The organism is Streptomyces sp. NRRL WC-3618 (genome assembly GCF_001280005.1).
Lineage (GTDB): Bacteria > Actinomycetota > Actinomycetes > Streptomycetales > Streptomycetaceae > Streptomyces.
Map to the genome: position 1 here is coordinate 1 of NZ_LGDW01000060.1, position 17588 is coordinate 17588.

The 17588-nt window shown below is 70.4% G+C and carries 17 protein-coding genes and 3 pseudogenes; 12 read left to right on the forward strand and 8 right to left on the reverse strand.

Annotated features, from left to right (window positions below; translation table 11 throughout):
* The 6 genes and pseudogenes from ADL01_RS08540 to ADL01_RS08565 all read left to right on the forward strand — a co-directional run.
* Window positions 1-193: pseudogene (locus tag ADL01_RS08540) on the forward strand (hypothetical protein); the annotation flags it as partial.
* A gap of 154 nt (window positions 194-347) precedes the next feature.
* On the forward strand, window positions 348-935 hold the full coding sequence (locus tag ADL01_RS08545) for a pyridoxamine 5'-phosphate oxidase family protein (protein ID WP_053741319.1): 588 nt from the start codon (window positions 348-350) through the stop codon (window positions 933-935).
* 3 nt (window positions 936-938) lie between these two features.
* Window positions 939-1643, forward strand: a complete 705-nt coding sequence (locus tag ADL01_RS08550) for a L,D-transpeptidase family protein (RefSeq protein WP_053741304.1) — start codon at window positions 939-941, stop codon at window positions 1641-1643.
* A 135-nt stretch (window positions 1644-1778) separates the two neighbouring features.
* Window positions 1779-3161, forward strand: a complete 1383-nt coding sequence (locus tag ADL01_RS08555; RefSeq protein WP_053741305.1) for a ferric reductase-like transmembrane domain-containing protein — start codon at window positions 1779-1781, stop codon at window positions 3159-3161.
* 19 nt (window positions 3162-3180) lie between these two features.
* Window positions 3181-4359, forward strand: a complete 1179-nt coding sequence (locus ADL01_RS08560; RefSeq protein WP_053741306.1) for an FMN-binding protein — start codon at window positions 3181-3183, stop codon at window positions 4357-4359.
* 43 nt (window positions 4360-4402) lie between these two features.
* Window positions 4403-5140: an FAD:protein FMN transferase gene (locus tag ADL01_RS08565; protein ID WP_053741307.1), complete on the forward strand. Its 738-nt coding sequence runs from the start codon at window positions 4403-4405 to the stop codon at window positions 5138-5140.
* A 134-nt stretch (window positions 5141-5274) separates the two neighbouring features.
* Here ADL01_RS08565 and ADL01_RS08570 read toward each other — a convergent pair whose 3' ends face one another.
* The 5 genes from ADL01_RS08570 to argC are packed head-to-tail and all read right to left on the reverse strand — an operon-like array spanning window position 5275 to window position 10140.
* Window positions 5275-5811: an arginine repressor gene (locus tag ADL01_RS08570; protein ID WP_053741308.1), complete on the reverse strand. Its 537-nt coding sequence runs from the start codon at window positions 5809-5811 to the stop codon at window positions 5275-5277.
* A 21-nt stretch (window positions 5812-5832) separates the two neighbouring features.
* Entirely contained in the window at window positions 5833-7056 is a 1224-nt protein-coding gene (locus ADL01_RS08575) for an acetylornithine transaminase (RefSeq protein ID WP_053741309.1), read from the reverse strand.
* The gene (gene argB / locus ADL01_RS08580; protein ID WP_053741310.1) at window positions 7053-7964 is read right to left on the reverse strand and encodes an acetylglutamate kinase; all 912 of its coding nucleotides are present in this window, start codon (window positions 7962-7964) and stop codon (window positions 7053-7055) included. Before argB ends, ADL01_RS08575 begins: the two co-directional genes overlap by 4 nt.
* On the reverse strand, window positions 7961-9115 hold the full coding sequence (gene argJ / locus ADL01_RS08585) for a bifunctional glutamate N-acetyltransferase/amino-acid acetyltransferase ArgJ (protein ID WP_053741311.1): 1155 nt from the start codon (window positions 9113-9115) through the stop codon (window positions 7961-7963). Before argJ ends, argB begins: the two co-directional genes overlap by 4 nt.
* Entirely contained in the window at window positions 9112-10140 is a 1029-nt protein-coding gene (gene argC, locus ADL01_RS08590) for an N-acetyl-gamma-glutamyl-phosphate reductase (protein WP_053741312.1), read from the reverse strand. Before argC ends, argJ begins: the two co-directional genes overlap by 4 nt.
* Window positions 10141-10282: 142 nt before the next feature.
* Between argC and ADL01_RS47465 the strand changes: the two are divergent.
* Both ADL01_RS47465 and ADL01_RS08595 read left to right on the forward strand, forming a co-directional pair.
* Window positions 10283-10369 (forward strand): annotated as a pseudogene (locus tag ADL01_RS47465) (3-oxoacyl-ACP reductase); the annotation flags it as partial.
* A gap of 179 nt (window positions 10370-10548) precedes the next feature.
* Window positions 10549-11289 carry a VOC family protein gene (locus tag ADL01_RS08595; protein WP_053741320.1) on the forward strand — a complete coding sequence of 247 codons (741 nt, stop codon included), beginning with the start codon at window positions 10549-10551 and terminating at the stop codon, window positions 11287-11289.
* 127 nt (window positions 11290-11416) lie between these two features.
* Here ADL01_RS08595 and ADL01_RS08600 read toward each other — a convergent pair whose 3' ends face one another.
* Window positions 11417-12010: a histidine phosphatase family protein gene (locus ADL01_RS08600; RefSeq protein WP_053741313.1), complete on the reverse strand. Its 594-nt coding sequence runs from the start codon at window positions 12008-12010 to the stop codon at window positions 11417-11419.
* A gap of 212 nt (window positions 12011-12222) precedes the next feature.
* Window positions 12223-13656: a PLP-dependent aminotransferase family protein gene (locus ADL01_RS08605; RefSeq protein ID WP_053741314.1), complete on the reverse strand. Its 1434-nt coding sequence runs from the start codon at window positions 13654-13656 to the stop codon at window positions 12223-12225.
* On the opposite strand from ADL01_RS08605, the gene ADL01_RS08610 reads away from it, so the two are divergent.
* Together ADL01_RS08610 and ADL01_RS08615 are read left to right on the forward strand one after the other, a co-directional pair.
* Window positions 13655-14611: a DMT family transporter gene (locus ADL01_RS08610; protein WP_053741315.1), complete on the forward strand. Its 957-nt coding sequence runs from the start codon at window positions 13655-13657 to the stop codon at window positions 14609-14611. The genes ADL01_RS08605 and ADL01_RS08610 overlap by 2 nt on opposite strands.
* Window positions 14612-14625: 14 nt before the next feature.
* The gene (locus tag ADL01_RS08615; protein ID WP_053741316.1) at window positions 14626-14820 is read left to right on the forward strand and encodes a DUF1918 domain-containing protein; all 195 of its coding nucleotides are present in this window, start codon (window positions 14626-14628) and stop codon (window positions 14818-14820) included.
* A gap of 191 nt (window positions 14821-15011) precedes the next feature.
* Here ADL01_RS08615 and ADL01_RS08620 read toward each other — a convergent pair whose 3' ends face one another.
* On the reverse strand, window positions 15012-15920 hold the full coding sequence (locus ADL01_RS08620) for a LysR family transcriptional regulator (RefSeq protein ID WP_053741317.1): 909 nt from the start codon (window positions 15918-15920) through the stop codon (window positions 15012-15014).
* Window positions 15921-15992: 72 nt separating this feature from the next.
* Between ADL01_RS08620 and ADL01_RS47470 the strand changes: the two genes are divergently transcribed.
* Together ADL01_RS47470 and ADL01_RS43540 are read left to right on the forward strand one after the other, a co-directional pair.
* Window positions 15993-16775: a Rid family hydrolase gene (locus ADL01_RS47470; protein ID WP_053741318.1), complete on the forward strand. Its 783-nt coding sequence runs from the start codon at window positions 15993-15995 to the stop codon at window positions 16773-16775.
* A 612-nt stretch (window positions 16776-17387) separates the two neighbouring features.
* Window positions 17388-17588, forward strand: a pseudogene (locus tag ADL01_RS43540) (RICIN domain-containing protein); the annotation flags it as partial.

The following is a 17588-nucleotide window of genomic DNA, read 5'->3' on the forward strand; positions in this document are numbered from 1 at the left end:
GATCGCCGAGGCCAACAAGCGCCTCGTCGACACCGTCGGCCAGGGTGGCGCCAACTTCGTCCAGAACGCGATCGTCGGCCCGCTCAAGGACAAGCGCGTCTCGACCATCAACCGCATCGCCACCGCCATCGGCCGCACCGCCGCCAAGCCGGCCGGTCTCGACTCGCTGGCCGCCTGCTCGTTCACCAAGTGACGTGACAGGGACCGTGGTCGCCCCGCCGCAAGCAGCGGCCGGGGCGGCCGCGGTCTCTGTGCGTTCGTAGCGTTCGTCCCTGTGCGCTCGTACAGCGGTTGCAGACCGACAAAGCATTTAGACAGGCGAACGACTTTCCCTCACAATGGCGTTCATGGGAAAGACTTACGAGCGCATCGACGGCCGCCTGCGTACGTTCATCGAGGCGCAGCCCCTCTTCTTCACCGCGACCGCCCCGCTGTCCGGCGACGGCACGGTCAACCTCTCGCCCAAGGGCCTCAAGGGGTCCTTCGTGATCCTCGACGAGCGGTCCGTCGCCTATCTCGACTTCGCGGGCAGCACCGCCGAGACCGTCGCCCATCTGCGCGAGAACGGTCGGATCACCCTCATGTGGTGTGCCTTCGAGGGGCCGCCGAACATCGTCCGGGTGCACGGCCGCGGCGAGCCCGTCTTCCGTGACGACCCGCGCTTTCCCGAACTCCTGGCCCGCTTCCCGGACATCGACGCCACCGCGCACGGCCTGCGCGCGATCATCGTCGTACGGGCCGAACTCATCCGGGACAGCTGCGGCTACGCGGTCCCCCTCATGTCGTACGACAGTGAGCGTGACCTGCACGGCAGGCGCTTCGCGCGGGAGGACGACGCCTCGCTCAGCGCCTACTTCGAGAAGAAGGACCACATCGCGACCAGCCTGGACGGACTTCCCGGGCTGCCGTTGCCGCTCCCGCCCAGTACCGTCTGAGCCATGCGCCCCGGAGCCGCCGTCGTCCTCGCGTCCGCGTCCCTTCTCGTCCTCGCCCCCGGTGCCCCTCCCACGGCCGCGCCGCCCCTTCCCGTCCGGATGGCCGACACCGGCGGCGGCTCCCAGCTGATCACCGCTCAGGCGCCGCGCGCCGAGGCGACCTCGGGCACGGTCACCTGGTGGAACCTGCGCGACGGTACGTGGACGAAGGCCGGCTCCGCGCCCGCCCGCTTCGGCGCGAACGGGCTCGTCGAGGGCGCCTCCCGCAGACAGAGCACGAACACCACTCCCACCGGGCTGTACGACCTCCCCTACGCCTTCGGCATCAGGAAGGCGCCCAGCGGTACCAAGGCCGTGTACCGGCCGGTGCGGCAGAACTCCTGGTGGTGCCAGGACAACGGCTCGCGTTCCTACAACCGCTGGACCGAGCCCCGCCCCGCCGACTGCCGGGCCGCCGAATCCGAGCGCCTGATCTCGTACCCGCGGCAGTACGCGCACGCGTACGTCATCGGTTTCAACTACGCCAGGCCGGTTCGCGAGCGCGGCGCGGGGATCTTCCTGCACGTCAACGGGCGGGGAGCGACGGCAGGTTGTGTGTCCGTGTCGGCGGAGGCGATGCGGGCGATCCTGACGTGGGCCGATCCGGGCCGCCGGCCGCACATCGCGATCGGCACGGAGAGCGGGGCCACGGCCGTCGTGCGCTACTGACCTCGCCGCGTGGGAGTTACCGGCCGTTACCTCAACTTAACTGTGGACTTATCGGGTCACTGAACACATGGCGGCCGTGGCACGTACCTGAGGGCCAAGGGGCCAAGCCTCTCGACCCCGTCCCACGGAGGAACCGTGACCACCACGATCGCAGGCGGACGTGCCGCGCGGCGCCAGACGATGCGCCGGATCCGCCCCCGCCGCTCCCCCGCCGTCCCGCTCCTGGTCGCCGTAGGAGCCGGCGCGGCCGGAGTGATCTGGCTGTGGTGGAACAACACCCCCTCCCTCGCCGACACCACCGCCCAGGTCATCGCGGCGGGCCGGATCACCGGTCTGCTCGCCGGCTACCTGATGGCGCTGGTGGTGCTCCAGATGGCCCGGGTGCCCGCGCTGGAGCGCCGGGTCGGGTCGGACCGGGTGGCGCGCTGGCACGCGATGAGCGGCCGGTACACGCTCTCCCTGGTCGTGGCGCACGTCGTCCTGATCATGTACGGATACGCCCTCCAGGCCGGGAAGACGTTCGCCGACATCGTCCAGCAGACGATCGACTCGGTGAACCAGCTGCCCGACATGGGCAAGGCGGCGATCGGCACGGGTCTGCTGGTGGTCATCGGCCTCAGCTCCATCGGCCCGGTCCGGCGGATGATCCCGTACGACCTCTGGTACCACGTACACCTGCTGACGTACGCGGCCACGTTCCTGACGTTCTGGCACCAGCTGTCCGCGGGCAACGAGTTCGTCGTGGAGCCGGCCGCGAAGACCGCCTGGTACGCGCTGTACGGCTCGGTGACCGCGCTGGTCCTCTGGTACCGCATCGTCACGCCGGTCCGGCTGAACCTGCGCCACCGGCTGCGCGTCGAGGCGGTCATCGAGGAGACGCCGGGCATCGTGTCCGTGCTGATGAGCGGCCGGAAGCTGCACCGGATGGGCGCGGAGGCGGGCCAGTTCTTCCGCTGGCGCTTCCTGGCCCCCGGTATGCGGTTCAGCTCGCACCCGTACTCGCTGTCGGCGGCCCCCCGCCCCAACATGCTGCGCATCACCGTGAAGGCCATCGGCGACCACAGCTCGGCCCTGCGCGAACTGGAGCCCGGCACCCGCGTGTGGGCCGAGGGCCCGTACGGCGCCCTGACCGCCTCCAAGCGCAGCCAGGGCAAGGTCCTGCTGGTGGCCGGCGGCGTCGGCATCACCCCGATGCGGGCCCTGTTCGAGACACTGCCCGGCGCGGCGGGCGACCTGACCCTTCTCTACCGGGCCAACAGCACCCAGGACCTGGCCCTGTGGGACGAACTGTCGACCATCGCCAACGAGCGCGGCGCCCGGCTCATGTACGCGGTGAACAGCCCCGACGGGGAGCGCCCGGACATCTCGGCGGATTCGCTGCGCCGGAAGCTGCCGGACATCGACGACCACGACGTCTTCCTGTGCGGGCCACCCGGCTTCGCCCAGGGTGTGTACGAGGCACTGCGCGGCGCGGGTGTTCCGGCGCGCCGTATCCACCACGAGTCGTTCGAGATGTGAGCGACGGGAGCCAGGAGCGATGAAGAAGAGTCACCCCTTTCGGCGGGTCATGCTGGCGAGCGCCGCCACAGTCTCCGGAATCGTGCTGCTGCTGACGCTGAAGCCGTCGTCGGACCCCGGGTCCGCGCAGGCGGCCGGCGCTCTGCCGCAGCAGACGGCACCGGCGCAGGAATCGGCCCAGGGCGGCGCGTCCGTCAAGGACGGCACCTTCACCGGCGACACCATCCAGACGCAGTACGGCCCGGTCCAGGTCCGCGTCACGGTCAGCGGCGGCAAGATCACCAAAGCCGACGCGCTCCAGGCGCCCAAGGGGGGCCGCAGCGACCAGATCTCCGGCGACGCGATCCCCAAGCTCAACAAGGAAGCGATCGCGTCCGGCACCGAGGGCATCGACGCGATCTCCGGCGCCAGTTACACCAGCGCGGGCTACGGCAAGTCGCTCCAGTCCGCCCTGGACAAGGCCGGCGCGGGTCCGGGCGCCACGGGCGGCGGCGGTGGGGCCCAGGCCGCCACGGTCACCGGCGACGCGGTCGACACCCAGTACGGGCCGGTCCAGGTCCGCGTCACCGTCAGCGGCGGCAAGATCACCAAGGCTGAGGCGGTACAGCAGCCCAAGGGTGGCCGCAGCGACCAGATCTCCGGCGACGCGGTTCCCAAGCTCAACAAGGAAGCGGTCGCCGCCGGCAGCGCGAACATCGACGCGATCTCGGGTGCCAGTTACACCAGCGCGGGCTACAAGAAGTCGCTGCAGTCGGCCCTGGACAAGGTTCCGGCCGCGGAAGCGGACAAGGGGAAGGGCGCGGGTACGGGCGCTGCGGCGGGCGCCGGTTCGGGTGCGGGTGCTGCCGATCCGGCAGCCGGTTCAGCAGCAGGCTCGGGTGCCGCGGGCAGCGGTGCGGCGGCGGGCGGGGCGACCTCCGACGGGGGCGGCACGTACACCGGAGCCGTGGTCCAGACGGAGTACGGCCCGGTGCAGGTCCGGGTCACGCTGACCAAGGGCAGGATCACCTCGGCGTCGGCAGTCCAGGCGCCCAAGGGTGGCCGCAGCGACCAGGTCTCCGGTGACGCGATCCCCAAGCTCAACCAGGAAGCGGTGACAGTGGGCGATGGCGACATCGACGCGGTCTCCGGCGCCAGTTACACCAGCGCCGGCTACAAGAAGTCCCTCCAGTCGGCCCTGGACCAGGCCGGTGGTTGATCCCGCCGAAGCTCCCGTCGCGGTACGCCATGCGGAGGAGGTCATGGGGACCGTCTTCTCCTTTGACGTCCGCGGCGGGGAACCCCGTGCGGTCGGGTCGGCGCTGGCAGCAGCGATCGCCGGACTGCACAAGGTCAACGAGGTGTTCAGCACGTATCAGGCGAACAGTCAGATCTCCCGGCTCGCCCGCGGGGAGATCTCCGTCGCCGACTGCGACCCGGAGGTCGCCGAGGTACTCGACCTGTGCGCCGAGGCGGAGCGGGTCAGCGAGGGGTGGTTCAGCCACACGTACCAGGGGCAGATCGATCCGACCGGCCTGGTCAAGGGGTGGGCCGCCGAACGCGCGGCCAGAACACTGACGGCGGCCGGGGTGAGCGGGGTCAGCGTGAACGGCGGCGGAGACGTCCAGCTGTGCGGTGCGCCGGGCCCCGGGCGCCCTTGGCGGGTCGGCGTGTCGGACCCGTTGCGCCCCGGCGGCCTGGCGGCCGTGGTCTCGGCGGCGGGCACCGACCAACTGGCGGTGGCCACCTCCGGCACAGCGGAACGCGGCACCCACATCGTCGACCCCCGCACCGGCAAGTCCGCGGTGACGGACCTGGTGGCGGTGACGGTGGTCGCCCCCGAACTGACCTGGGCGGACGCCTGGGCGACGGCGGCTTTCGCGATGGGGTCGCGGCAGGCGCTGCGCTGGCTGGAGTCCCTGCCGGACGTGGAGGCACTGCTGATCACGGCGGGAGACGAGGTCAGGTGCACCGGGGGGCTGGCGAGAAGGCTGGGCTGAGGTTTTTCAGGGGCGCGGGGAACTGCGCGACGGTTTTCAGGGGCGCCGGGAACTGCGCCGGTTTTCAGGGGCGCGGGGAACTGCGCGACAAGCCACAGCGGACCCGCACCCGAAACTCAACCGTCAATGGCCCCTCAGTGATTCTTCTGAGCCAACCCCAACAAATGATCGGCCAACGCCTGTCCCCCCACAGGATCCCGGCTGATCAGCATCAACGTGTCGTCCCCGGCGATCGTCCCGAGAATGTCGTGCAGCTCGGCCTGATCGATCGCCGACGCCAGAAACTGCGCCGCCCCCGGAGGGGTCCGCAGGACCACGAGATTCGCCGAAGCCTCCGCGGAGATCAGCAACTCCGCGGACAGCCGCCGCATCCGCTCCTCCTTCGCCGACTCCCCCAGCGGAGCGCGAGGCGTACGGAACCCGCCCTCGCTCGGCACCGCGTAGATGAGATCGCCGTCGGTGTTACGGATCTTCACCGCGTTCAGTTCGTCCAGGTCCCTGGACAGCGTCGCCTGCGTGACGGTCAGCCCGTCGTCCGCGAGCAGCTTCGCCAACTGACTCTGCGACCGCACCGGTTGCCGGTTGAGGATGTCCACGATCCGGCGGTGGCGTGCGGTGCGGGTCTGCGGTACGGCAGGCCCCGCGTGCTCGTGATCCTGCGCCTGCGTCATCGTCGTCGTCTCATTCCCCGGTCAGTCCTTCCCGTCAACCGCGTCGAGGACTCCGGGAAGTGCCTGGAGAAACGCGTCCACTTCGGCATCACCGATGTTCAGCGGCGGCATCAGCCGTACGACATCGGGAGCGGGCGCGTTCACCAGGAACCCGGCGTCCTGAGCCGCCTGCTGCACCTGGGGCGCGAGGGGCTCGTTGAGCACGATACCCAGGAGAAGTCCCGCGCCCCGGACATAATCGATCAACGGGTGGCCGAGACCCTCGATTCCGTCCCGCAACTTCTCGCTCTGCCGCTTGACGTTCTCCAGCAACCCCTCGTTCTCGATGGTGTCGAGTACGGCGAGTCCGGCGGCGCAGGCGACCGGGTTGCCGCCGAACGTCGTACCGTGCTGGCCGGGTTGGAGCAGGTCGGCGGCGCGGCCGAAGGCGACGGTCGCACCGAGGGGGAGTCCGCCGCCGAGGCCCTTCGCGAGGGTGACGACGTCGGGCAGGACGCCTTCGTGGGCCTGGTACTCGAACCAGTGCCCGGTCCGGCCGACGCCCGTCTGCACCTCGTCGAGGACGAGTAGGGCGCCGGTGGCGGCGGTGATCGCGCGCACGGCCTTCAGATAGCCGACGGGCGGGACGACGACGCCGTTCTCGCCCTGGACCGGCTCGATGATGACGAGGGCGGTCTTGTCGGTGACGGCGGCGGCGAGTGCCTGCGCGTCGCCGTACGGGACGTACGTGACGTCACCGGGCAGCGGTACGAAGGGCTCCCGCTTTCCGGGCTGGCCGGTGAGCGCGAGGGCGCCCATGGTCCGGCCGTGGAAGCCGCCCTCGGTGGACACCATGTGCGGGCGTCCGGTCAGCCGGCCGATCTTGAAGGCGCCCTCGTTGGCCTCGGCGCCCGAGTTGCAGAAGAAGACCTTGCCGTCCCGGCCGAAGCGCTGGAGCAGCCGTTCGGCGAGCGCGACGGGCGGCTCGGCGACGAAGAGGTTGGAGACATGGCCGAGGGAGGCGATCTGGGTGGAGACCGCCTCGACGATCGCCGGGTGGGCGTGGCCGAGCGCGTTCACGGCGATGCCGCCCACGAAGTCGACGTACGCCTTGCCGTCGGCGTCCCACACCGTGCTGCCGGCGCCGCGGACGAGGGGCAGCCGGGGGGTGCCGTAGTTGTTCATGAGCGCGCCCTGCCAGCGCGTGGTCAGTTCCTGATTGGCGCTCAGTTCCTGACGGGCGTCCAGCTCATGGCCGGCGTTCATGCGTCTTCCCCCTCTTCCTCCGCATCGGGCACGACCATCGTGCCGATGCCCTCGTCCGTGAAGATCTCCAGCAGGATCGAGTGCTGGACGCGGCCGTCGATGACACGGGCGGTGTTCACGCCGTTGCGTACGGCGTGCAGGCAGCCCTCCATCTTCGGCACCATGCCGGAGCTCAACTCCGGGAGCAGCTTCTCCAGTTGGGAAGCGGTGAGGCGGCTGATCACCTCGTCGGAGTCGGGCCAGTCCTCGTAGAGGCCCTCGACGTCCGTGAGGACCATGAGGGTTTCGGCGCCCAGTGCCGCAGCGAGTGCCGCAGCCGCCGTATCAGCATTGACGTTGTAGACATGTCCGTCGTCCTGGCTCCGGGCGATCGACGAGACGACCGGGATACGGCCGTCGGCGAGCAGAGCCTCGATCGCACCCGTGTCGATCGCGGTGATCTCGCCCACCCGTCCGATGTCGACCAACTCCCCGTCGATCTCGGGCTGGTGCTTGGTGGCGGTGATGGTGTGCGCGTCCTCGCCGGTCAACCCGACGGCGAGCGGCCCGTGTTGGTTGAGCAGCCCGACCAGCTCACGCTGGACCTGCCCGGCCAGCACCATGCGTACGACGTCCATGGCGTCCTCGGTGGTGACCCTCAGGCCCGCCTTGAACTCGCTGACGATGCCGTGCTTGTCGAGGGCGGCGCTGATCTGCGGGCCGCCGCCGTGCACGACGACGGGCTTGAGTCCGGCCTGGCGCAGGAAGACGACGTCCTGGGCGAAGGCGCTCTTCAACTCGTCGTTCACCATGGCGTTTCCGCCGAACTTGATGACAACGACCTTGCCGTTGTGGCGGGTCAGCCAGGGCAGCGCTTCGATGAGGATCCGGGCCTTGGGCAGCGCGGTGTGCTTGCGGGTAGTGCTCATGACGAGTACGCGCTGTTCTCGTGGACGTAGTCCGCGGTGAGGTCGTTGGTCCAGATGGTGGCGGTGTCGGTGCCTGCGGCGAGGTCGGCGACGATGTGGACCTCCCGGTAGCGCATGTCGACCTTGTCGCGGTCCTCGCCGACGCCGCCGTTCTTGCAGACCCAGACGCCGTTGATGGCGACGTTCAGCCGGTCCGGCTCGAAAGCGGCCCGTGTCGTGCCGATGGCGGACAGGACGCGGCCCCAGTTGGGGTCCTCCCCGTGGATGGCGCACTTGAGGAGGTTGTTGCGGGCGATGGAGCGGCCCACCTCGACGGCGTCGTCCTCGCTGGCCGCGTTCACGACCTCGACCTTGATGTCCTTGCTGGCGCCCTCGGCGTCCCGGATCAGCTGCTGCCCGAGGTCGTCACAGACCGCCCGTACGGCCTCCGCGAACTCGGCCTGCCGCGGGGTGACTTGGGAGGCGCCGGAGGCGAGCAGCAGCACGGTGTCGTTGGTGGACATGCAGCCGTCGGAGTCGACGCGGTCGAAGGTGGTGCGGGTGGCGGCGCGGAGCGCGTCGTCCAGGCCCTCGCTGTCGACATCCGCATCCGTCGTGAGGACGACGAGCATGGTGGCGAGGCCGGGGGCGAGCATGCCCGCGCCCTTGGCCATGCCGCCCACGGTCCAGCCGTCCTTGCTGCTGACGACGGCGGTCTTGTGGACGGTGTCGGTGGTCTTGATGGCGATGGCGGCCTTCTCACCGCCGTGCTCGGAGAGTTGACCGGCGACGGTCTCGACTCCCGCCAGCAGCTTGTCCATCGGCAGGAGCAGCCCGATGAGTCCGGTGGAGGCGACCGCGACTTCTGAGGCGTTCAGACCGAGGGTGTCGGCGACCTTCTCGGCGGTGGCGTGGGTGTCCTGGAAGCCCTTGGGGCCCGTACAGGCGTTGGCGCCACCGGAGTTGAGGACGACGGCGGAAACGATCCCGCCCTTCAGCACCTGCTCGGACCAGAGCACCGGCGCGGCCTTGACGCGGTTGGAGGTGAAGACGCCGGCGGCGGCGAGGCGGGGTCCGTTGTTGACCACGAGGGCCAGGTCCGGGTTGCCGTTCTCCTTGATCCCGGCGGCGATGCCGGCCGCCGTGAACCCCTGTGCTGCCGTGACACTCACGGTGCGACTCCGATCGTGGAAAGCCCGGTGGTCTCGTCGAGTCCGAGGGCGATGTTCATGCTCTGGACGGCACCGCCCGCGGTGCCCTTGGTCAGGTTGTCGATGGCGCTGATCGCGATGATGCGGCGCACGGACTCGTCGTACGCGACCTGCACCTGAACGGCGTTGGAACCGTAGACGGACGCCGTGGCGGGCCACTGCCCCTCCGGGAGGAGGTGCACGAACGGTTCGTCGGCGTACGCCTTCTCGTAGGCGGCGCGCACGGACTCGGCGGTGACGCCCGGCTTGGCGGCGGCGGTGCAGGTGGCGAGGATGCCGCGGGACATGGGGGCGAGGGTGGGGGTGAAGGACACGGCGACGGGCTCACCGGCCGCGCCGCTGAGGTTCTGGACGATCTCGGGCGTGTGCCGGTGACCGCCGCCGACGCCGTACGGCGACATGGACCCCATGACCTCGCTGCCCAGCAGGTGCGTCTTGGCCGCCTTGCCGGCCCCCGAGGTCCCGGAGGCGGCGACGATCACGGCCTCGGTCTCGGCGAGCCCGGCGGCGTACGCCGGGTAGAGGGCGAGGGACACGGCGGTCGGGTAGCAACCGGGCACCGCGACGCGCTTGGACCCCTCCAGCGCGGCGCGGGCACCCGGCAGCTCGGGGAGGCCGTAGGGCCAGGTCCCGGCGTGCGCGGAGCCGTAGAACCGCTCCCAGTCGGCCGCGTCGTGGAGCCGGAAGTCGGCGCCCATGTCGACGACGAGGACATCCGGGCCGAGCTGCTCGGCGACGGCGGCGGACTGCCCGTGCGGCAGCGCGAGGAACACGACGTCGTGCCCGGCGAGCACGTCGGGCGTGGTCTCCTGGAGCAGCCGGCCGGCCAGCGGCAGCAGGTGCGGCTGCAGCGCGCCGAGCCGCTGCCCGGCGTTGGAGTTGCCGGTCAGGGCGCCGATCTCGACCTCGGGGTGGACGAGGAGCAGACGCAGCAGTTCCCCGCCCGCATACCCACTCGCTCCGGCCACCGCCACACGTACCGCCATGGAACCCTCCTCCTTGATGGCATGACTATACGTTTCGATGCACGTTTATGCAATATGGTGGATCAATATGCGGTGTCGGTCGATGTGACCGCGGATCTTGGTTTGCGGGCGTGATCGCGGAGTACAAAGGGGATACCCGGCTGTCGCCAGCCGGGCTGGGTCCTACCTCACGGGCACCATCATCCCGGTGGACGGCGGCATCGCGACGACCGCTTCGGGGACCCCTTGAACTGCCTTGAACCCGCATCGCGCGCGCACCGCACCGCACCGCACCGCACCGCACCGCACCCGAGCAGAACGTCCGCCATCATGATCCGCGAACTGGAATCGTCGGTCACAGTAGAGACCCTCGGTCACGGTCGGCCGAGCGCCGAGGTCGTCGCAGAGCGGGTGCCTAAGATCGTCGGCATGACACTGCGCCCCGTGCTCGTGAACATGAAGGCCCTCGACGACTGCGCGATCGGCCGGTTCTGGGCGGAGGCGCTCGGCTGGAGTGTCTCCAGCCCGGAGCCCGGTGCGACCGCCGCCAAACCCGCCGACTTCGACTGGCGGGACCCGGTCGGCGTATGCGTCGACGTCATCGCCGTACCGGAACGCAAGACGACGACGAAGAACCGGGTGCACGTCGATCTCGCCACCACCTCAGCGGCCCACCAGAGGGAACTCGTCGCGCGTCTGAAGGCTCTCGGTGCGACGACCGCCGACGTCGGCCAGGGTGACGTGCCGTGGACGGTCCTCGCCGATCCGGAGGGCAACGAGTTCTGCGTGCTGGAGCCCCGGGAGGTCTACCGGGACACCGGGCCGATCGCCGCAGTGGTGGTCGACTGCGTGGATCCGCGCGCGATGGCTCGGTTCTGGGACGAGGCGGTGGACTGGGCTCTGCTCGAGCTGACCGACGATCACGCGGTGCTGCGCGACGCCAGGGGTGTCGGCCCGTATCTCGAGTTCCTTCGCAAGCCCGACGGTAAAACCGTGCCCGACCGCGTCCACCTCGACCTGGTGCCGGACCCCGGTGACGACAAGGCGGCGGAGGTGGCCCGGCTGCGGGCCCTCGGCGCCACGGACCTGGACGTCGGCCAGGGCGACGTCCCGTGGACGTGCCTGAGCGACCCGGAGGGCCACGAGTTCTGCGTCCTCGCCCGGTCCTGACCCGGAGCGCCGGCTGATCGACGAAACGCCAGGCCAAGGACCTCGTCCTCACCACCGACCACACCCGCCGCACGACAGACCGCACCACCGACCGCACGACGGACCGCACGACGGACCGTACGACGGTCTAGCCGCGCGGTGACGGAGGGAACCCACCCTCGAAGCGAAGGTTCCAGCGGCCCGCGCGGCCCGTGACGACGGTCGTGGACAACGGGCGGACGTCGAGGTTCCAGTAGGCCGAGGGCGGCGCCTTCAGGGCGTAGACGAGGGCCGCCCGGATGACCGAGGGCTCGGCGACGGCGACGATCCGGCCGCCGTCGTCGAGGGGCCGGGTGTCGAGCCAGCCGCCGACGCGCGAGATGAAGTCCAGCAGCGACTCACCGCCGTGGGGCGTGGCACGCGGATCGGCGAGCCAGGTGTCCACGGACTCGGGCTCCCTGGCCATCGCCTCGCCGAGGGTGAGCCCTCGCCAGCGGCCCATGTCGCAGTCGCGCAGGGCCAGCTGGACGAGCGGCCCATAGCCGAGCGCGTCCCCGGTGGCCCGGCTGCGGGGCGTCGGCGAGCAGTAGCGCAGCTCGGCCGCCGCCAGCGGACCCAGCTCCTGGGCGGCGCGCTGCACCTCGTCCCAGCCGGCCTGGTCCAGCGGCCGGTCGTCGTCGAAGCGCTCGGCGAGCAGCGGGGAGCTGCGCGCGGCGGCTACGAAGGTGACCCGAAGTTGCATGCGGCGATGGTGTGCCGGGAAAGTGCGCAGGTCAAGTGGCGTTACTCAGGAGTTATGGAGGGTCCGCGCCGACGTCCCACCGACCGTCACAGAGGCTTTACGCCGACTCCACGAGGGCTTCACTCGAAGGAGAGCGCCATCCACTGATCGGGGGTGGCGAGCGGCCGGACGCCGATCTTCTGATGCGGTGCGCCCCGAGCGCTCCAAGGTCCTCAGAACACCTCGTCACAGGCCGTACGCAGCCTCCGTACCCCCTCCCCGATCTCCCCCGCCCCAGCGACCGCCGCGAAGCTCAACCGCACGTGCGCGGCCGGGGGTTCGGCGCTGAAGTAGGGGCGGCCGGGCGTGATCGCGACGCCCGCGCGCAGGGCTGCCGCGACGAGGGCGGCGTCGTCCGTCCCGTCGGGCAGGCGCAGCCAGAGGTGGTAGCCGCCCGACGGGATGTGCGGCAGGGACAGTTGGGGCAGGCCGGACAGCAGCGCGGACGTCATGGCGTCCCGGCGGGTCCTCAACTCCGCTGACACCGCACGGAGATGACGGGGCCAGGCCGGTGAGCCGACGAGTTCCAGGGCCGCTTCCTGGAGCGGCCGCGGGACGAAGAAGGTGTCGACGATCTGAATGGCGCGCAGCCGTTCCAGGACCGGACCCCGCGCCGCGAGTGCGCTCACCCGGAAGCTCGGCGAGGTCGCCTTGGTGAGCGAGCCGACGTGGACGACCACACCGTCGGGGTCCTCCGCGGCGAGCGGACGGGGCAGCGGCGCCGCGTCCTCATGGACCAGCCGCCGTACGAAGTCGTCCTCGATCACGAAGGCGCCGGCCTCGCGGGTGATCCGGAGCACCTCCGCGCGCCGTTCGGGGGCGAGTACGGCCCCGGTCGGGTTCTGGAAGAGGGGCTGGCAGACGAACACCCGGGCGCCGGTCGCCCGGAACGCGTCGGCCAGCAGCGGTGGGCGTACCCCGTCCGCGTCCACCGGGACCGGCACCGGTCGCAGTCCGGCCGCGCGGGCGATCGCCAGCATGCCGGGGTAGGTGGGCGACTCGACCAGTACGGGAGCGCCGGGCGGGGCGAGGGCACGCAGGGCTGTCGTCAGGGCCGCCTGGCCGCCCGCCGTGATCAGCACCTCGGCTGCCGTGACGGCGCCGCCGATGCCCCGCGCGAACCACTCGCGCAGCTCCGGCAGCCCGTCCAGGGGCGGCCGTCCCCACGCCCCGGGACGGCGTCCGGCGCGCGCCAGGGCCGCCGCCATCGCCCGCTCGGGCTGGAGGGAGGGGTGCAGATAGCCGCCGTTGAACTCGATCACGCCGGGCGGCGGCGCGGCCAGCGAGACGACGACACCGGCGGCGTCCACCGTGCGCGGTACGAGGTCGAGGGCACCGTCCGCGCTCAGGGCGAGCTCCTGCCAGGAGGTGTCCCCGGTGGGGCCGGACACGGGGCGGGCCTCGGCGCGGTACGCGCCGGCCCCCGGGCGGGTCACGACCAGGCCGTCGGCGGCCAGTTGGGCGAGCGCCCGGGAGACGGTCACCGGACTCACCCGGAAGCGTTCCACCAGTACGCGGCTCGACGGCAGCTTTCCACCAGGAGAGTAGCGGTTGAGCTCCTGTCGCAGCCGCTCCGCCAGTTCACCGACACTGCTACGCTCTTGCATGAGAGCACACGATAGCGCTACCGCACCGACCACGATAGCGGTCAGCAGCAGCACACAGGCCCCGGGGGCCTCTGCGGCTCCTCCTGGGAAGTCTCCGTCCCGACGCGCGGGGACCCTTCAGGCCGCTCTCGGCGTCACCGCCTTCTCGCTCACCTTCCCGGCCACGGCCTGGGGGCTGGAGGGCTTCGGGCCGTGGTCGCTGGTGGCCGTGCGGTCGGTTCTGGCGGCGGTCATCGCGGCCGGCTGCCTGCTGGCGCTGCGCGTACGGCCGCCCGCCCGCAGTCACTGGGCGGGGCTCGCGGTCGTCGCCGCCGGGGTCGTCGTCGGCTTTCCGCTCCTCACCACCCTCGCCCTCCAGACGTCGACCACCGCGCACGCCGCCGTCGTGGTCGGCCTGCTGCCGCTGACGACGGCCCTCTTCTCGGCGCTGCGCATGGGCACCCGCCCCTCGCGCACCTTCTGGGCGGCGGCCCTGGCGGGCGCGGCGGCCGTTCTCGCCTTCACCGTCCAGCAGAGCGGCGGCGCCCTGACCAGCGCCGACGCCTACCTCTTCGGCGCCCTGCTGGTGTGCGCGGCCGGCTACACCGAGGGCGGCCGACTGGCCCGGGTCATGCCGGGCTGGCAGGTGATCGGCTGGGCGCTGGTGCTGTGCCTGCCGCTCACCGCGCCCGCCGCCGCACTGGCGCTGTCGCAGGAGCCCGTACAGCTCACCGCCCACAGCGTGCTCGGACTGCTGTGGGTGGCGGCGGGATCGCAGTTCCTCGGCCTGGTCGTCTGGTACCGGGGCATGGCGGCGATCGGCATTCCGAAGGCCAGCCAGTTGCAGTTGGCGCAGCCGCTGCTCACACTGGTGTGGTCGGTCCTGCTGCTGGGCGAGCAGCTGACACCGGCCGCCCCGCTGACGGCGGCGGCCGTGCTCGTCTGTATCGCCGTCACCCAGCGGGCACGCGGCTGAGAGGAGGCTCGCAGATGCACGCAACCGTGGGCGACCAGCTTGTCCAGCACGGCAGGGTGGTCGGCCAGCACGACCAGGTCACGGAAGTCGTCGAGGTCATGGGCCAAGAGGGCACTCCCCCGTACCGCGTCCGTTTCCCGGACGGGCACGAGGCAGTGATGTCCCCCGGCCCCGACTGCCAGGTCCGCCACAAGGACGCGGAACGCTAGGGCGTGTTTCGGAAGTAGCGTCGTCTGCCCGAAGGGCAGGCCCGGCGGCGTCTGGTGCGTGCGATCGCAAGGCGGAGGGTCGCCCCGATACTGGTTGTATCGGGGCGATCCCGACAATGCGGCTGGGGGTCCCCCCTCTGGGGGAGTGCGTGCCAGACGCCGCCGGGCAGACGGGACTTTCGAAACTCGCCCTAGGCCCTGTCCGGCGGATCTTGGCTGATGGTCGCCAGCAGGTGTGTAACCAGGGGATTATGGTCGTTCTTGCGCCAGGCGACGGCCACTCGTGTGCGGTCGGTGTTGGGTTCGATCCCGCGGAAGGCGACGCCTTTGAGGCGGATGCGTCGGATGCTCGCCGGGGCCAGGGAGACGCCCAGGCCGGTTTCAACGAGGGCGCACACGGTGTGCCACTCCACCGCGTTCTGGACCACCTGCGGTGTGAACCCTGCTGCGGTGCACAGGCGGATGATCTGGTCGTGCAGTGCCGGGCCGACCATGCGGGGAAACAGCACGAAGGGCGAGTCCGCCAACTGTGCAAGCTGTACGACCCGTTGGGCCGCAAGATGATGAGTGGACGGCAGCACGGCCATGAAAGGCTCGCTGAGTACCGTCCTGAAGCCGAGCTCTGTCTCGTCGGTGGGGGGTTCGCGTAGTAGACCGATGTCGATGGTCTTGTCATGCAGGGCGGCGATCTGCGGAGCGGTAGTCATCTCGTGGATGTCCAGGTGCACTCCGGGAAACTGGTGACGGAAGGTGCGCAGCAGGCGGGGCAGGATCGTCAGGGCGAGGGAGGCGGCGAAGCCGATCCGCAGGCGGCCGGCGCGGCCACTGCCGACGGCCCGGGCTGCGGCCAGGGCGTCCGAGAGGTCGGTGAGTGCCCGCCGGGCGGCGGGCAGCAGTTCGCTGCCGGCTGGGGTGAGGGTGACACGCCCTGGGGTGCGGGTGAACAGCGCGTGGCCGACCTTGTCCTCCAGGCGGCGGATCTGCTGGCTCAGCGGTGGCTGGGCGATGCCCAGGCGGGCGGCCGCGTGGCCGAAGTGGAGTTCCTCGGCGAGCACGACGAAGGCGTGCAGTTGCGGTAGGGGGAGTTCGGGGCGCTCCATACGCCTAGAGATATCAGACCGTGCATGGGACCGTATTAGACGTATCAGTGGTGGTCATTTAGCGTTCGCCACATGACAGAGCGACGCGCGATCCTCAGCGGCTCGACCTTTGAGTGGCAGATCGGCTACGCCCGTGCTGTGGTCGACGGCGACTGGGTGCATGTGTCCGGGACGACCGGGTTCGACTACGCCACCATGACGATCTCCGACGACGTGGTGGAGCAGGCCGAGCAGTGCCTGCGCAATATCGAGGCCGCCCTGGCCGAAGCGGAGTGCACTTTCGCCGACGTGGTGCGCGTGCGCTACCTACTGCCCGACCGCGAGGACTTCGAACCCTGCTGGCCGGTCCTGCGCCGCTCCTTCGGCGACGTTCAGCCAGCCGCCACGATGCTCATGTGCGGTCTCGCCGACCCGCGGATGAAGATCGAAATAGAGGTGTCCGCGCGGCGGCGCTTCCCGCCTCACGGTGGTGCCATGAGCAATCACTCGGAAGCGCCTGTTGCGCCCGTCGACGCGTATGAACCCCCGTACTACGTGGCTGTCTTCACTACGGTGCGAACCCAGGACCAGAGCGACTACAGCGAGACCGACGCCCGCCTGGAAAACCTGGTGAAGGACGTCCCCGGGTACCTGGGGATGGACCACGCGCAGACTCCCGGCGGGCTTGGCATCACCGTCAGCTACTTCCGCGACGCCGACGCCCTCACCCAGTGGCGGACCAACGCCGAGCACCGCGCGGCGCAACAGCGCGGGCGAGCCGAGTGGTACCAGAGCTACACACTGCATGTGGCGAAAGTGGAACGCAGCAACAGGTTCACGCGAGCGCAGGACCCGCAGAGCCCGACAGCAGGTTGACCGACCGAGGCCACCTCAGCGACCGTCCCGCCACAGCCTCACATCGAACGGGTCGGCGTTTCCCGCCCGAGCCTGAGGAAATCCCCGGGCTGCGCCGGCGTCTTTGACGCCGCGGACGAGTACACCTCCGCCAACCGTCCTGTCATCGGCGAAGACGCCGGCGAGATGGTCGCGGACCCGCATCGGCAGGCTTCCCTTGGGGGGAAGGCGGCACGGGCCGTCTTCACGGTCTGCTCCGGGACCGGCGGCAGGCCCTTGAGCTGTGACGACAACGCGCATCACTCCCACGGCCGCACGGCAGAGGAGCGACCACACCCGCGATCACGCCGCAACCAACCGGCCCCGCCTCAGGAACTGCGCACCAGAGTCGCTCCTCACGCCAAAGTCCCGTGCAACCACGGGACTTGAAGCCGCCCGGTTTCGGTCTGCGAATGTTTCGTCCCGTGAATTTCGCGAGAAGTATTGACGCCGATCACTGGATCCTTATCATCCAATTGCTCGACACTTCGACCCTTGTTCGGCATATCGGACGCGAGGGCCCCACCACACCGCCCCCGGACAGCCCTTGACAGGCTGAACCGGAGTCGCTTGCTCAAGGATAATGAGGTCCTGATGCGCAGACGTATTTTCAGTCGCAGACGTCCACCCGCGGTGTTCGCCGCCGTGGTCGCGGCCCTGGCCGCGTTGGCGGCGCTGCTCGTCGCCGCCCCGGCCCAGGCGGCCACCACCAGCGACGTGCGCGGTGTTGCTTCCGGCAAGTGTCTCGACGTGTCGGGCTTCAGCCAGACCGACGGCGCGAACGTGCAGATCTGG

Bases quoted from the DNA above. Each gene is read 5' to 3' on its own strand.
- argB (WP_053741310.1), bottom strand. From the start codon at position 7,964: ATGAGCACTACCCGCAAGCACACCGCGCTGCCCAAGGCCCGGATCCTC.
- ADL01_RS08600 (WP_053741313.1), bottom strand. From the start codon at position 12,010: ATGCAACTTCGGGTCACCTTCGTAGCCGCCGCGCGCAGCTCCCCGCTG.
- ADL01_RS08545 (WP_053741319.1), top strand. From the start codon at position 348: ATGGGAAAGACTTACGAGCGCATCGACGGCCGCCTGCGTACGTTCATC.
- ADL01_RS08550 (WP_053741304.1), top strand. From the start codon at position 939: ATGCGCCCCGGAGCCGCCGTCGTCCTCGCGTCCGCGTCCCTTCTCGTC.
- argC (WP_053741312.1), bottom strand. From the start codon at position 10,140: ATGGCGGTACGTGTGGCGGTGGCCGGAGCGAGTGGGTATGCGGGCGGG.
- ADL01_RS08570 (WP_053741308.1), bottom strand. From the start codon at position 5,811: ATGACGCAGGCGCAGGATCACGAGCACGCGGGGCCTGCCGTACCGCAG.
- ADL01_RS08610 (WP_053741315.1), top strand. From the start codon at position 13,655: ATGAGAGCACACGATAGCGCTACCGCACCGACCACGATAGCGGTCAGC.
- ADL01_RS08575 (WP_053741309.1), bottom strand. From the start codon at position 7,056: ATGAACGCCGGCCATGAGCTGGACGCCCGTCAGGAACTGAGCGCCAAT.
- ADL01_RS08595 (WP_053741320.1), top strand. From the start codon at position 10,549: ATGACACTGCGCCCCGTGCTCGTGAACATGAAGGCCCTCGACGACTGC.
- ADL01_RS08565 (WP_053741307.1), top strand. From the start codon at position 4,403: ATGGGGACCGTCTTCTCCTTTGACGTCCGCGGCGGGGAACCCCGTGCG.
- ADL01_RS47470 (WP_053741318.1), top strand. From the start codon at position 15,993: ATGACAGAGCGACGCGCGATCCTCAGCGGCTCGACCTTTGAGTGGCAG.
- ADL01_RS08560 (WP_053741306.1), top strand. From the start codon at position 3,181: ATGAAGAAGAGTCACCCCTTTCGGCGGGTCATGCTGGCGAGCGCCGCC.
- ADL01_RS08615 (WP_053741316.1), top strand. From the start codon at position 14,626: ATGCACGCAACCGTGGGCGACCAGCTTGTCCAGCACGGCAGGGTGGTC.
- ADL01_RS08605 (WP_053741314.1), bottom strand. From the start codon at position 13,656: ATGCAAGAGCGTAGCAGTGTCGGTGAACTGGCGGAGCGGCTGCGACAG.
- ADL01_RS08620 (WP_053741317.1), bottom strand. From the start codon at position 15,920: ATGGAGCGCCCCGAACTCCCCCTACCGCAACTGCACGCCTTCGTCGTG.